The following is a 13,217-nucleotide window of genomic DNA, read 5'->3' as shown; positions in this document are numbered from 1 at the left end:
ACGGCCCGGACTGTGGGAAACAGGTCAACTACGCAGACAGCCGCGATTGCGGGAAACAGGTCAAGTTAGGCAAGCACTATGGGAAATACAGCAAGTTTAGTATCCCCCCATATGTCAGCAACAAACTAAGGGGGGAGGAAATAAAAATTACAGGCTATTGTTTTTTATCAAGAAAATTAAACAGCAAGCGACCATCTTCTTCAGTGGTATATGTTACCTTTAATGGCGTCTTCTCATTAATTTTCTTCAGAGCAGGTTCCAGGAAGGTACGCTTCATTTCAGCAATATTGTTTTTCTGCGAAGCAGGGAGCATAAACCTTTCACATAACCAGTCATGTGTGGTGATCCAGACACCAGTGCTCCGGAACTGACACAGGCTTTCATAAAGCCGGATGACACGAACACTATTAAGCTGGCCACAGTCATAGAGAGAATAGGTAGTGAACTGGGAGGTTAAGCCTACCAGGAATGGCATGACCTTGTAGTTAAATTCAATCTGCCAGGAACCCCGGCCTCGCTTCATTCCTGCTTCAGCCAGCCACGGACGTTTAACTTCTTCAAACTCACCTTCTTTTGGATAAAAGGTAACCGTTGATTCGCCCAGAGCATTTACCCCAGCCTTCACATCACGACTGGCGACAGACGTAGCGACATTGAAGTATTTGACGTAATCGGAAACGCTGATTTTGAAGAGCGGCAATACGTCAGAGTCATCTTCCTGGCTGTCATTAAAATAGGCCTGCATGAGGCATAACCACAGCACACGTTTTGCCTGAAGAGGCAGGTAATATGCAGCTTCGGTCAATTCGTTAGATTGCTTTATACTGGCGCGTTTTTTAAACGTTTTAGTAGCTGGCAAGAGTGCTTGAGTATCCATTTCAATGCCTATGGGTAAATTTTTACCCACCCATAATGACAGTGAAAACAGAAATTGCAAGCTATCGCGATACTTATCCACCGGAAAAATCTGCACTTTATCCACAAGTGGATAATTGAGAACTGAACTTGACCTCTTTCCCATAGCTTGTTGATGCGTATCCCATAGCTTGTTGACACAAAACCCACTGATACGTGATTAATTTCCCATATTATGTTTACCAGTTGCCCATACAGGCCCCCTCTCAGGCCGCACTGTACGCGGCTTTCAGGCTCCCTAAAAGATGTAAAATAAAGAAAAAGAATAAAAAAGTACTTTATAAAAATATGCGCGTGGATAAGTGGATAACCCCGAGGGGGAGGTGATTTTTCAGGCATTGAGCGTAAGCAGAATTTATAAGTTTTGTTCCCTGGTGCTTCCTCGCTCACTCGGGGCTTCGCCCTGTCGCTCGACTGCGGCGAGCACTGCTGGCTCGATCATATCCGTGGCCGGAAGATACTCCTCCTCCCCCGAGTCGCTCTCCAGAGCCCGCTACAGCGAGACAACCCGCACGAAGATTTCTATCGTCCCTGCAGACATATTCGAATCGTTTTTATTAACCCTGGCTCCCGTCGTGACAGAACACTACGTCCTGTAAAAGGGGGACTAAGGCCCCTGAATCACACACCTGAAATTAATAATGCGGAGTTTTACGATAATGTCATTGCTGGAAACTTTCCTGACCGCTTCTCCCGCTTCTCAGGGGGCAACAATCCTGTTCCTTGCCATGCTGATCTACTGGCAAAAGCGATAAATCCATGCGGGCTGGCCTTTGGCCAGCTTCGCTGTATAAGGGGAAAAATGCGGCATATCCAGGCATTTCACTAGGCAATTTGAATTCAGATATCTATGCTTGGGATCCGGACAACAGGAGGTAACAAGATGAAACTTCAAGATATACAGATAGATAATACCGTAAGGAGTTGCCTTAATTCTTTCACTGGTGGGGTGATTATTCGTGATACAAAGGTATTGATCACGCTCAATCTCCCGGATGGACAGAAAACCACTATTGAGGGGGAATGGCGGCATATGTCAGACGCCAACAGATTGTCAGAACGTATTACGATGCTTCAGCATGCGATCTATGAGCAGTATGAGGAATACAGAGCAGATATTCCCGTCAGCTGGTCCAGATAACGTCTGACAGACCTCACCGGCGAGCAGGACGTTCGCCAGCATCATTCTCCTAAGCACTTAAATATTCCCTTTCAGCATGGCTACCGCATCCGCTTCGGGCATCTGAAACTGCACCCGGTGCCGTGCCGCGACATCGAGCGCAAACACCTTCGTATAGACCTCCGTGGAACTGATCGATTTGTGGCCCATCAGGCTCTGCAAAACCTTCAGTGGTATGCCGGCGTACAGCATATGCATCGCGTAGGAGTGACGGAACGTATGGGGGGTAACCGGTACTGAGAACGTCACCCCGTCGGCCGCTGCGGCCTCCACCGCTTCGCTAAGCCAGGTGCGCACGGTACGGTCTGTGATCTCCCAGATACGTGCCTTCTCCATTCTGCCGGTGCGCTTGTTTCGTCTTTCCAGCGGAATTTTCAGGGTGGCCACCATCATCTGCAGCTGGCTGACATAGTGGTGATCGGAAAGGGGAACCAGACGATGGATCTGACTGCCTGCGGGGGCACGACCTGCCGTCCTGGTCGCTTTCTCGGTACGCTGCTTGAGCGTGGCCAGCTGCACGAACGGATACGGCGGCGCCAGCGAAAAATCCCCCCGGGTCAGCGCGAGCGCTTCATTAATGCGCGCGCCGGTGTTCCACAGCGTCGCCAGCAGCATCTTGCGGTGAAGATCCGGCACGTAATGGAGCAGGGCGCTGACTTCCGGCGCCAGCAGGTATTTCGGCAGTTCATCCTGCACGAGCGCCATCTGGCGCAGGGCGAGGGCGGCAGGGTAATCGATGGCCACCGGGAGCAATGTTCCGGGAGATGCCGGAGATCCAACTGGAACCAGGTTATTCATAATTTCTTTTAACTTTTTTCTTTGCCGAGAATTTTCTTCGTAATATTACCGGAGTCAGGATGACTAACCAGCCAGCGACGGCCAGCCAGAAAACAGACGAAGTCGCAAACAAAACTACCCCGTCAATGACGGTAGACACGATATTTTCGGGCACAGGTTTCACTCCTCTTCAGTGGGTGGCTATAGAACGGGAACATTCATGACACCAACATCCAGTAGATAAAGCACAGAAAACCCATCCCCCATCCCCAGAACAGGATCTGGCCGCGGTATTTATCCCGCAGGTTAAAAAAGGGATGTGCCTGCAGGTCAACGAGCTCCTCACTTTGCGAGGCAAGCTCCCTTTCCAGCTCCAGGATTCTTTTCTGCGACTGAGCACACAGGGTAGCCAGCCGGATGACCCCGGTTGCCCGTTGCGCCACCTCCAGGTCTGAATCCCCGCTCTGCGGCAGAGACAGTTTTTCTACCCGCAGTGGCAGGGCGTCACATTTCTCGTCCGGGAGCTGGCCCCCTTTCCTGTGCAACAGATGATAAAATGGACGATTCTTAAGTGAAGTAATTAACTGTTTTTGCGACCGTTTTTTGCCTTCGAGCTGCACGATTTTTTCCTGCAGCCCGCGATAACAGTCTTCCAGCCGGCGTACCGCGGATACCAGGGGCTCCACCCGGAGCGTTGAATACCTGCCCCGCGGCAACTGTAGTTCGTCTGCCCGCAGCGGCATTGAGCTGGTTTCCCCGGCCGGGAACCGGAAACCCATTGCGTGCCACAGTCTGTCCCTCCGGATCTTGTTTTCTTCGTTTTTTTCATCAACCTGGGAAATTTCAATCGGCAAAACCCTGGTTTCTGGCGGAAGGCCTCTGGCCCAGAGCACAAACTGCTGCGTGATCCAGCTACCCAGGCCGTGTCCCTGCAGGCGGCGTTCCAGTCTGAACTCATCTGTAAACAGATGCAGGGCCTTCTGTTGAGGCCAGTAGATTGCAGTGAAAGTCTGAGTCTTCGTCTGTTCGGTATCGGCCAGGTACAGTGTCATTATGCAGGAGACCCGGTACAATCCGTCGGGAAAATGGTCAGAAGTTGCCCCCCACGATTGCTCCCTGCTCAGAATGACGACCAGATTTTCCTCCTGGCGGGTACTGTTATTTGTAATGATCTTCGGCAATGTCACGAGCCACATTGTTTTGTCCATAACAGTCCGGGTCACGAAGTCGGTCATGTTTTTTCCCTGGAGGGTTATACCCCGGTGCTGTCAGCAGTTATCGGATAGGGGAGTGTCCCCTGACCCCACGAAAGCCTGCAGGGCATCCGCTCTGGAGGGCAGTTCAATACAGTCCCCGTGCAGTGGGTTAATTTCTTCGTCAATGGCTTCGTTGTAAAGCATGCGAAGCCGCCACCCCTTCATCGGGAGAGAGTTCTGTATGGCCAGCACCATCCCTTCCGGCGACAGCAGTTCACGAAGGGTGTAGCAGGCCCCGATCCGGGTCGAGTCCCGCAGCCACATCACGGGGTATTCACTGACCAGCTGGTCATACACGCATTCTGCCGTATGGAAGTAATTCTCATCCGCCCTGCATAAATCACACATAATCCTTCCTTAACTGAAAATTCCGCCTGTAAGCCTTGTGAAGCCATCATCAGAACAGTGAACAATACAGTTTAAAGACCTTATCGATGAGGCAGGCTTTCCACGGCGGACCGCTGTGTTCAGACTGCGACAGATGGTAGTCTCCGGTGAGCACCCAGAAATCAGGCTGGCCTGATTGTTCTGCCACCATTCTGCCGTTTCGTTTGAGAATTTTGGGAGATCGCCATTCCTGACGCCGCCGGGCTGTCTCGACGGGGCAGTCCTCATTAAGGCCAGAGTAAAGCCACAGCTCCTGGTGGCCATATACATCCTCAAGCTCCCGGACCACATCGTTAAATGATCTAAATGTTGGTTTACCCATACCTCGCCTAAAAGCTTCGTTTTGACATCCTCCCTGTCTTTCAGGGCGGGGAGGCTGTCAAATTCCCCAGAACATCAGGTTTATCGCATTTTTGATGTCATTTTCCCGGTGGCTGAGATCGGCCACTTCCTCCCCGGTGACGGAGGCCGTGACGCTGGCCATGTCCGTGGTCATCAGGCGGTAGCTGTCGTCCCCGATGTGCACCACCGGATAGAGTTCACGGGAGACCTTATCCGACAGCAGCCGGGCGCTGGCCAGCGGGATCACCATCCGTCGCCCGGGGGTATCGATGATGTCACTCTGCACATCCACGAACAGACGATAGCGGCTCTCTCTTTTATAGGCATAAACCTTAAACTGCATCTCACCAGTCCCTGTTTTCGTCGGCGAATGAACCGTTCATCTCAATAAAGCGGGCAACCTCGGCCATCCCTTCCTGATTTTCGGCCTGCCAGCGTTCGGCACGCAGACGACGGGCCTCATTCTGCATGGCCCTGTTCACCAGGCCGGAGATATTGACGTCCGCGGATTTCAGTAACTGATAACTGTCGCTGTCTATGGTGACGGTGATGCGCTGCTTCATGATGCACTCCGGAATACATACTAATGATATGTATAACAGTATAGCTTAATGATGCAGCTGACACACGCCAGACAGAAACATACTGTTATGTCGCCATTCATTTCACACCGTGAAATTCACATACACAATAATCACCAGAGAGATAACAAGCAGCCATACAGCCACGCCGTTAAATTACCGGACGGCCGTTCCGGTTGGATCCGACTTTTCGCACTTTATGAAGTTTCCGGAAGTGTACCACGGTCAGGGAATAAGCAAAGCGGCGTTTTCCGGTGGTGAGCAGGCGGTCGCGGGGCAGGGGAGGGACACAACATATAGCGTTACAACCAGCTGAGAACACCGCTAGATATTGTGTTTCCGGGCCGCTGCGCCCCGGCGGGGCTGAAGCAGATCCGGAACCGGAAGAAATCGGATCTGACAAACAAGGGTTGAATAAAAAACAACCAATCAGATGCGATTTTTTAAAAAGTATACTTTGCAGTATTTTGATAACTTTTACTTTGAAGTATCCTTTTTCCATAAACTGATACGGAATAGAAAAAGGTGAATGATATGATTATTGACAACAGGCAGGACAGTGAAGCCGATGATGGTACGGTTTCGTATACCATCAGAAATATTTCAGCTTCGCTGGATGCGAATATTACCAGTCAGGCGGCCAGCGCCGGTAAGCCCAAGGCAACCTGGCTGCGCGAAATGTTGGCAGATATTTTCAGCGATCACATTCAGAATTTTGTCCGTAAAAACGGTCTGGTGGCTTCCCTGGATGCAGAGCTTTTGGAGTACCTGCGAGCCAGTGCAGACCCTAACGGGTACTCAGGACTGCTGCCTGGCATCAACGAGGGTTACATCAGTTTTCTGAACCTGAAGAACGATGATGATCTCAAGCGCATCCTTTTTAATAATGCGCCTTATCTGCGGGATATGGCAAGAGTAGGAATGGCCGGGGTCGGTTACTTCAGGCGTGGGTTGTCGCTTGAACTGGCTCTGTTTGCAGAGCTGGCCGCTCAGGATGAGGCGGTTATCAGGATGGCCTGGGAAAAGGCTTTTTACTCACCTCAGCCTGATGCTGAAAATCAGTTCTATAAACACATCGACTCCGTCAGATTGCTCAAAAAACTGCCTCCACTCGTACCCGGTTTTGTGACTGAAGGTTCGTTCGTGACTTTATACAGTTACCGTCCGGTGAGTTACGGCGAATCAGGATGGCGGGTGCAGGCCATGCTGAAAGACGGCCATAACGGGAAACAGCCCGTTCCGGTCCCCAGGTTTCCCGGATGGGTCATCGTTGCAGATCCGGGGTACACCACGTCGCTCAGTTCGCCAGACGGTACTGGCCCGGCCTATTTCTTCCGCAATAACCGGTGTGAATTTCATGTCTATGCCTGGCATGCAGGGGAGTTTGTCACAGACGGAGCTGTTGAGAACAACCTGACACAACAGCTGCTGGCCTGCATTGAAAATCAGATGGTGTGATCTAGCCACTAGAGGCCGGCACCATAATCAGAGGAGCTGTAATATGAGTAACAGCAGAAACAGTCGATATGTCTGTGGCAACGTTTCCTTTTCCGCGATTGCAAAGATGGCTCACGGGCAGGTCGTCTGCCTGGCGCTGAACCCGGATGAAAACGATGCCCGGAGTGAAGTATCAAAATCCCTGAAAGCTGCCTTTTCCAGAGCCGGGCGCAGATGCCGCCTGACGTCGGGAACCGCAGCGGGAGAATTTACCCGTCGCCGGGCTGGAACGGCCACACACCTCTATGTCAGAGTTTACGAGACAGCACCGGCGGGGCAGGGGGCAAATAACTGAAAAACGCATTAGCTCAACACCCCCCGCTGCTGAGATACTAGAGTCTCAGGAATGATTGAGGAGAAAAGCACTTTTTGCTAAATTCAGCGAGTTGCAACAGTGGTATTATTGGATAATTGGAGAGATGTTATCGAAATTCATTGACAAATGGATCGATATCCTGATACTATAACATCAGGTAACCAGCCCTTCCTGTTATCCCAATCCCCTGAAACTTATTGCATCCACCCGTCAGGCCGCTGTGGCGTCCTGTCTCGGTTTCATGCTGTTTTTTTTCAGTGGTTCAGGCGGCAGATCTAACGACAGCATCAGTATGGAGGTCACGAATGAATACATCGTAGCAGGACAGGTAACATCACATTCTGTGCGGTATCGACGGCGTTCACATCATGTGAGGCGCGGGGTGCCTTTTGACAAAAAATGAGGTTCACAACATGAAGAACACTAATACATCTGTGTTATCAACAACTTGCCTTTGGAGGCTTAATGAAAAATACGTCCGACATCGTGGGAACATCCGTATTCCCGTTCCAGACTGAAATCGCTTTTATTATCGCGATTTTCACCACTACTCAACGCCTGGTCGTCAGTGCCAGGGACCACATCAGCCAGAAGCAATACTGGAGCGCCTGTCTCTGCGTCCTGCTTCTTGTGGCTTACGTGGGGCTTACGGCCGGAGTGGTGTGGGCTGTAATGCCCTGGCTTAAGACTTTTTTTCTGGTGAAACTTGCCATTTCACCATTCTGGGTCATGCCGTTAAGGGGTTTGCTACTCTGGGGTATCGGTAAGATGGTTGGGGCCATCTGCCGAAAGTTTACTCTAAGCAAGTAAGATCCCGAAAGCTACACGAACAGAGGATGAATGTCAACAGATATTCATCCTCATCTTCCGGCGGTGGTCACAGTGGCCACTGCCGCTTTCACGTGGGGGTTTCTCGGCAACACTCATCTGTGCCGTGATGGTCAGCCGGGTCTGCCACCGGCATTTCCCGACACAGCGCAGGTCGGAATTTGCCCTAAAACATAAACCTCGGGCCTGTCCGGTAACGGTCATCATCTGCCAGCATTCTCTCAACCAGAGAAAAATCGTTTTCACCACAGAACACATACTGTTCCGCATACTCCACCTGCAGTGCGTTGTAATGCGTCACATGATCCGCAGTAAGCGGCATGAGATGATAGTCCGTAAACCTGCTGAGATGTCTGAGCATTTCAAACGGGCGCATGTGACGCGGGATCAGGTGTGGCGCTCTGGCAAGGAGATGATGAAGATCCTGCTTATCACGAATCTTCTGTTCACGGATGGAAGGGCAATACATGGCCAGCATCAGCGTCGATGACAGGGGAAGGTAGATTTGTATTCCGAGCACGGCCAGACCAATATTGCCGTACGGACCGAAGTCGTTGCGGTTCTCCAGTACCACCGGATTGTCTGACACGTAGAAGGGATGTTCTGGCTTTGTTTCCAGCAGGTACCAGTCCTTATTCAGCAGGTGATCAATATGTGATATCTGCTGGACAAGCTGCCGAAGAAAAACATCTCTGTTATCTCCCCCGGGCGATAACCCCAGGGTTTCTCCTGCCTGCTCCTCAGTCGCGCCCATTGCCGCCATCTTACTAAAGAGCACTGAAATCATGCCTGAAATACGCTCCAGCTCACCGAAGGTTCGTGCACGCTGCACGGCAACAAACACGGCTAGCTTGTAGCGATCGTCTGCAGTTAGCTGGCGAATGTCCTTATGCCTCAGAAGGTCGGCAATGACCGGCGCTGCTTCATGTTCGTAAATTCCCAGCAGCGGCTCAAGACTGAGCCGCTGAGGGTGATCATCGAGATTGTAGAACGTATTCCGGACGGTGGCGTCATCCGGCGTGGTGGCATAAGCGCGCCCGGCGGCCTTATCAAAGGCGTATAAACGTAGGCGCTTACCCTTTCCCGGCGTACTGAAGTGCTTCAGTAAAAAACGAGGAACCGTATGCTGCCTGACCACGTCTGTCTGCAGATTTATTGGCTCGGCCATAACATTATCTCCCTGAAAAGCAACGCTGCCGCATCTGTATTGACGGCATGGGCCACTGGTTTGCAGTTAATCATTTGAAAAAAAGAACTGACCGATAATACCTGTGTTTCATGCCCTGTCTGTACCTATGAAATTTAAAATTCCGATTAATGGAGTTTTCGGATCTGCAGTGGAGAGAACGAGGATTATTGCCGGAAAGTCACAAAAAGCGGAACATTGTTGCGGTGAATAGATTATTGCCTGAGGGGCAAAATTCAAAACAGAGTTAGCCTGAAATGGCAAAAATTAGCGAAAGGAAATTTTTTTCAGTTATTTTTTCACTAACCGGCCTTAAAGGCCGCCCCGCGAACAGTAAATACCTGCACATCAACCAAGACATTAAGGAGAACATTATGTCTACATTTTTAGCTGCAGTATTTGCTGTAATCTTTACCCTAATCGGCATCGGCCACTTCATCTGGACAATCGTTGTGGCTTACCGTGATCTAACCTGGTTTTTGACCAATTTTGACGACCTTCCATATATCTGGAAGCGAAACGGGCGATACTATCGCTGTTTCATACTCCGTCGCATCTGGAAGCATATCTTCAGTCATTGATAACGTGATCGAACGGCATCCCCAGTCCGGCTAGCCAGCACAGACAGCACCAGGCGGTGTACACCATCCATGTCTGGCCGGATTTTCCACTTGCGGATGGTGCGTTCGTCCACATCCAGCCTGTGGGCCAGCTCGACGTCGGTCAGTGGAATCAGCCCCCGGACCACGGCGATGTCCCGGACCGAAGGCCTCTGCCAGCTCTCTGTGCTGGCCAGGGTGTACAGGTTAAACGCATTGGTTTTGACCAGCGAGTGGATCAGCGTCAGGTGTGCTTGATTGCTCATCGTGCCATACGCCTGTCAGGAGCCACTGAGGCCAGGAATTCGGTGCTGCAGGCGACGGGCTTCTTCCCGCTCCTTGTATTCGCGCCCTTTTTGCGTCATTTCTGCAGTGGGTTCAGGCAGTGTTTCAAAAAACTCCTTAAATCGTTTGGCGACAGACTGCAGGGAAACACTGTCAGTTCTGGCGGTATTGAGGTTGGTGTAGAGAAGGCGGGTAAGGGGTTTGGTCAGTTCCTTCTGTTCCAAGTAGCGTTTGAAGATCCAGAGATAAATATCGACCAGCTCCAGCCCTGCACTTTTCGTACCCGACTGGAAGACTAGCGGTTTTGCCGGCATGTTCTTCATGTCCATGACGGGTAAACCCGGGCCAAGTTCCCACGGCTGTTCGCGTATCTGGTAGTAAAACTCGTTCAGCTCCCGCTGAGTGGTATTGAACTGCGACTGCTGGTCAACAATGATATTGGCTTTCCGGTTCGGTGCCCCCAGACGGGCGCAGATCCCGTGCAGAACGGATTGGAATCCGATCATGTTGGGCATGATCTGCAGCTTTTCCTTGTTGGTTTTGCAGTTGTACCCCAGCTCATCGAAGTTGACCATCGCCCAGGACAGGGCATCTGTAATGAGTTCAACTGAACGGGCATCGCTCAGAATGTGAACGCGCTGAAGCAGCTCACCACACACCTCATTGAATAAGCAGGAAGAACGTTCATCATGTGCCTCAAGACGGGCACGCCATGCCTTTTCAGCCAGCTCTTCATCAAAAAGAATGGCCAGATTCAGCAACAACGGATAGCGCAGCGGGGTCCAGTAGGCAGTCCAGGGCACAACCGGATTCAGTCCCTGGTCAAATACCTGATCGAAGAATGAAATAATGGCGTGATCCCGTTTAACCACCTGCCAGATATCAAACCGTATCCGGTGTTTCTTCTGCAGAACAAGCAGGGTATCGACCACATCATCAAGGCGGTACATGCCCAGTTCAGCGGCATGAAGACGTTGTACACCCAGTTTTTTTCGCAAACTGGCCAGTTCAGTTTCTGCAACCTTGTCTAGGTCATCGGGTGAAGACAGGACGCCATAAGAAAGTACTGGCTGGGTGCGGTCAAAAAGATTCGGACCGGTATGACCGGTTTCATCCACATAAAAGTGCATTCAGAGATCCTTTACCTGTCAGGGGGAAGGGAAACGGTATAACCCGGGCCAGATCACAGCCCCATTTTTTCACGTATTATATCTGCTAGGGCGGCAGAAACTCGATTTTAGCAATCGACGACCTGGACACCGATTTTCCTTTACAGTCGATGCCGATAGTTGCATGGCAGTCCGGCGGAAGCGCCCGGACTGACGTATATGCATATGCCAGGGCCGTTTCAATCGCTCCTTTTTCATAAGAGATATCCGCCTCGAACCAGATAATGCAGGGATGCAGCACCTTAAGATAATAGGCCGTAAGATCGTGACCATACTGCTTCAGGTAGGCGTTACAGACATCCTCTACCAACTCAGGCAAGTGGAGATAATCGTGTAGTCCGTTTTCTCGGGCATGAAAATGCAATTCCCGAACCAGATGGCCATAAGGCCCCCAGTGCATGCTGTCGCCGGTTCTGAGCTGAAACAGCGCATCCGGAACATCTCCCGTTTCAACCCACTGCCGCAGGCGTTTACGGACTAACTCATCCGGGGCCAGGTCTACCAGCATCTTTGCCGCAAGCGATTTCGAATGATTCAGCGCAAGTAACCCCCTCGGGAAAGTATTCCCGGCAAAAGTCCGGGTGCCATGAAACCAGAAAGCCCGGGAGAAGGGACCTGGTTCGCCCAGTTCCGCGCTGACATAATCTTTCAGATACTGATTTGCATCCACCATAATGCTTTGATCTGTTTCGTAGATATGCTCCAGATCGAGCGACAGAAGCACCTTTTTAAGCTTTTCAGGGGGACATCCAAACCCGGCAGACAGTGTATTCAACGCCTGAGAGCGTGAGGAGCAATCGAGGATTAACATTGTGCAAATCCCTTACAAATCCACTGAGTTAACAGCAGGGGCTCGACGGCGGGCCATATTCCCGAGCAGCTGCGCTGCGTAATATTTCAGAAAGGGTAAAAGTTCCGGGGCGCTGAAAGTGGCGTAGGCATTCTCATCCTCAGGATCATCCCTGAAAGCAATCAGATCGACAAGATGCTCGTCGCTGACTGATATAACTTGGACGCTGAAATGAGCCACAGAATTCCTCATTTTAAGGATAAGAGTACGCAGAGTCATTTCCGGTCCGGGCAGCTGTGACTCATGTAATCCCATTTCAGCTTTAAGTTGCAGCGTTAAACGGTCGGCAGGCAGGAAAGATAGCGCCCTCTCTTTCGGTAACACAATAAGACCCAGAAGGCAATTCAGGGTCAACGTGTAGTTGTACTGCTCCCTGAATGGCTTGCCCTGCACCTCAATCATTTCGTTATATTGATCGATAAGCGCCAGTGTTCGCTGAACAAAATCGGTCTCAAAATCTGAATAATTTCCCATCTAACCCTCCCGTTCCGGTTCGAGAATCCACTATACCATCCGGTTAGCATGACGGCTCAGGTACGACATTTCCGATTAAGCCAGAAATCGGATCTGCGCGGCGGGAACCCCGTAAGCGATATGATAATCAAACAAAGTGCATAAAATCATACTGAATGTGATATTTATTATTAATCATGAAATCATATCTGATATGATGTTTGACAATTTATTAAAAAATCATTTGAGATATGATTTTTTACTTAACCAGACATTATCAGACGGAGCGTGCAGGATGGATGAAGAAATGTTGTTTTCGCTCAGCTATGAGCAGATGACGCAGATGGCAGAAGAGGAAATAAAGCAATGCGATTTTCGCAGGGATGGCACCCATTATGTCTGGGAAGTGAACAAGGCTCATGACATCCTCCGCTTCTGGTATCTCCTGGCGCTGCGTGGACACACTGGCCTGGCCACAACACGGGTCGAAGCAGACTATAAACGGCTTAAAACGCTCATTTCCCAGAGGAATGAGGGACAATGATGCGGGAAAAAGCCCGACGTCCGTCGCCGCTGCAGCGGCGGGTGCTGATTGT

The 13,217-nt window shown here is 50.8% G+C and carries 18 protein-coding genes and 1 pseudogene; 6 read left to right on the top strand and 13 right to left on the bottom strand.

Features of this window, described 5'->3' with window-relative positions:
- Positions 1-154: 154 nt before the first annotated feature.
- Positions 155-1,021 (bottom strand): replication initiation protein, encoded by an 867-nt coding sequence (locus HMPREF9538_RS25910; RefSeq protein ID WP_004118283.1) that lies wholly within the window; start codon positions 1,019-1,021, stop codon positions 155-157.
- Between the two features lie 535 nt (positions 1,022-1,556).
- On the opposite strand from HMPREF9538_RS25910, the gene HMPREF9538_RS32015 reads away from it, so the two are divergent.
- Positions 1,557-1,670 carry a hypothetical protein gene (locus HMPREF9538_RS32015; protein WP_014343462.1) on the top strand — a complete coding sequence of 38 codons (114 nt, stop codon included), beginning with the start codon at positions 1,557-1,559 and terminating at the stop codon, positions 1,668-1,670.
- Positions 1,671-1,798: 128 nt separating this feature from the next.
- Positions 1,799-2,056 (top strand): hypothetical protein, encoded by a 258-nt coding sequence (locus HMPREF9538_RS25915; RefSeq protein WP_023287112.1) that lies wholly within the window; start codon positions 1,799-1,801, stop codon positions 2,054-2,056.
- A 57-nt stretch (positions 2,057-2,113) separates the two neighbouring features.
- On the opposite strand, the gene HMPREF9538_RS25920 is transcribed toward HMPREF9538_RS25915, so the two are convergent.
- From HMPREF9538_RS25920 to HMPREF9538_RS32705, 7 genes are all read right to left on the bottom strand, one after another.
- Complete coding sequence (locus HMPREF9538_RS25920; RefSeq protein ID WP_023287113.1) at positions 2,114-2,893, bottom strand: site-specific integrase; 780 nt, start codon at positions 2,891-2,893, stop codon at positions 2,114-2,116.
- A gap of 197 nt (positions 2,894-3,090) precedes the next feature.
- Positions 3,091-4,107, bottom strand: a complete 1,017-nt coding sequence (locus tag HMPREF9538_RS25925) for a hypothetical protein (RefSeq protein ID WP_009483880.1) — start codon at positions 4,105-4,107, stop codon at positions 3,091-3,093.
- Between the two features lie 33 nt (positions 4,108-4,140).
- Positions 4,141-4,476 (bottom strand): hypothetical protein, encoded by a 336-nt coding sequence (locus HMPREF9538_RS25930; protein WP_009309920.1) that lies wholly within the window; start codon positions 4,474-4,476, stop codon positions 4,141-4,143.
- A gap of 49 nt (positions 4,477-4,525) precedes the next feature.
- Positions 4,526-4,837, bottom strand: a complete 312-nt coding sequence (locus HMPREF9538_RS32010) for a hypothetical protein (RefSeq protein ID WP_023287114.1) — start codon at positions 4,835-4,837, stop codon at positions 4,526-4,528.
- A gap of 57 nt (positions 4,838-4,894) precedes the next feature.
- On the bottom strand, positions 4,895-5,200 hold the full coding sequence (gene ccdB, locus HMPREF9538_RS25935) for a type II toxin-antitoxin system toxin CcdB (protein WP_004197633.1): 306 nt from the start codon (positions 5,198-5,200) through the stop codon (positions 4,895-4,897).
- A 1-nt stretch (position 5,201) separates the two neighbouring features.
- Positions 5,202-5,420: a type II toxin-antitoxin system antitoxin CcdA gene (gene ccdA, locus HMPREF9538_RS25940; RefSeq protein ID WP_006788213.1), complete on the bottom strand. Its 219-nt coding sequence runs from the start codon at positions 5,418-5,420 to the stop codon at positions 5,202-5,204.
- 169 nt (positions 5,421-5,589) lie between these two features.
- Positions 5,590-5,940 carry a hypothetical protein gene (locus HMPREF9538_RS32705; protein ID WP_223430981.1) on the bottom strand — a complete coding sequence of 117 codons (351 nt, stop codon included), beginning with the start codon at positions 5,938-5,940 and terminating at the stop codon, positions 5,590-5,592.
- A gap of 32 nt (positions 5,941-5,972) precedes the next feature.
- Between HMPREF9538_RS32705 and HMPREF9538_RS25945 the strand changes: the two genes are divergently transcribed.
- From HMPREF9538_RS25945 to HMPREF9538_RS25950, 3 genes are all read left to right on the top strand, one after another.
- The gene (locus tag HMPREF9538_RS25945; RefSeq protein ID WP_009483877.1) at positions 5,973-6,896 is read left to right on the top strand and encodes a hypothetical protein; all 924 of its coding nucleotides are present in this window, start codon (positions 5,973-5,975) and stop codon (positions 6,894-6,896) included.
- Positions 6,897-6,939: 43 nt separating this feature from the next.
- Positions 6,940-7,230 carry a hypothetical protein gene (locus tag HMPREF9538_RS29055; RefSeq protein ID WP_023287115.1) on the top strand — a complete coding sequence of 97 codons (291 nt, stop codon included), beginning with the start codon at positions 6,940-6,942 and terminating at the stop codon, positions 7,228-7,230.
- Between the two features lie 486 nt (positions 7,231-7,716).
- Entirely contained in the window at positions 7,717-8,061 is a 345-nt protein-coding gene (locus tag HMPREF9538_RS25950; protein WP_009483875.1) for a hypothetical protein, read from the top strand.
- A 184-nt stretch (positions 8,062-8,245) separates the two neighbouring features.
- On the opposite strand, the gene HMPREF9538_RS25955 is transcribed toward HMPREF9538_RS25950, so the two are convergent.
- The 5 genes and pseudogenes from HMPREF9538_RS25955 to HMPREF9538_RS25975 form a co-directional block, all read right to left on the bottom strand.
- Positions 8,246-9,247, bottom strand: a complete 1,002-nt coding sequence (locus HMPREF9538_RS25955) for a DUF4238 domain-containing protein (RefSeq protein ID WP_009483873.1) — start codon at positions 9,245-9,247, stop codon at positions 8,246-8,248.
- 588 nt (positions 9,248-9,835) lie between these two features.
- Positions 9,836-10,130 (bottom strand): annotated as a pseudogene (locus HMPREF9538_RS25960) (korC).
- Between the two features lie 15 nt (positions 10,131-10,145).
- Positions 10,146-11,279, bottom strand: a complete 1,134-nt coding sequence (locus tag HMPREF9538_RS25965; RefSeq protein WP_009483870.1) for a DUF3800 domain-containing protein — start codon at positions 11,277-11,279, stop codon at positions 10,146-10,148.
- A gap of 85 nt (positions 11,280-11,364) precedes the next feature.
- On the bottom strand, positions 11,365-12,129 hold the full coding sequence (locus tag HMPREF9538_RS25970) for a hypothetical protein (protein ID WP_009483869.1): 765 nt from the start codon (positions 12,127-12,129) through the stop codon (positions 11,365-11,367).
- Positions 12,130-12,141: 12 nt separating this feature from the next.
- On the bottom strand, positions 12,142-12,642 hold the full coding sequence (locus tag HMPREF9538_RS25975) for a HEPN family nuclease (RefSeq protein ID WP_009483868.1): 501 nt from the start codon (positions 12,640-12,642) through the stop codon (positions 12,142-12,144).
- A gap of 274 nt (positions 12,643-12,916) precedes the next feature.
- Here HMPREF9538_RS25975 and HMPREF9538_RS0126745 point away from each other — a divergent pair, with 274 nt between their 5' ends.
- Positions 12,917-13,165 carry a hypothetical protein gene (locus HMPREF9538_RS0126745; RefSeq protein WP_004200907.1) on the top strand — a complete coding sequence of 83 codons (249 nt, stop codon included), beginning with the start codon at positions 12,917-12,919 and terminating at the stop codon, positions 13,163-13,165.
- Positions 13,166-13,217 lie beyond the last annotated feature (52 nt).

Origin of the sequence: Klebsiella sp. MS 92-3 (assembly GCF_000195655.1) — a bacterium.
GTDB classification, from domain to species: Bacteria; Pseudomonadota; Gammaproteobacteria; order Enterobacterales; family Enterobacteriaceae; genus Klebsiella; species Klebsiella pneumoniae.
The sequence above is the reverse complement of the archived record's forward strand: the minus strand, read 5'-3'. Positions and strand labels throughout refer to the sequence as shown.